This window comes from Kitasatospora phosalacinea, assembly GCF_030268885.1.
Taxonomy (GTDB): domain Bacteria; phylum Actinomycetota; class Actinomycetes; order Streptomycetales; family Streptomycetaceae; genus Kitasatospora; species Kitasatospora phosalacinea_C.
In genome coordinates, this window is the sequence record NZ_BSSA01000141.1 from 1 (window position 1) to 266 (window position 266).

The 266-nt window shown below is 59.8% G+C and carries 1 rRNA gene; it reads left to right on the forward strand.

The window, feature by feature from the left end:
* Window positions 1-163: 163 nt before the first annotated feature.
* Window positions 164-266: ribosomal RNA gene (rrf, locus tag QSK52_RS39290) — 5S ribosomal RNA — on the forward strand; the annotation flags it as partial.

The following is a 266-nucleotide window of genomic DNA, read 5'->3' on the forward strand; positions in this document are numbered from 1 at the left end:
CGACTGGGTTGATAGGCCGGATATGGAAGCCCTGTGAGGGGTGGAGTTGACCGGTACTAATAGGCCGAGGGCTTGTCCTCAGTTGCTCGCGTCCACTGTGTTGTTCTGAAACAACGACCCCCCGCCCAGGTCACGGGCGGGGTGGCGGACAGTTTCATAGTGTTTCGGTGGTCATAGCGTGAGGGAAACGCCCGGTTACATTCCGAACCCGGAAGCTAAGCCTCACAGCGCCGATGGTACTGCAGGGGGGACCCTGTGGGAGAGTA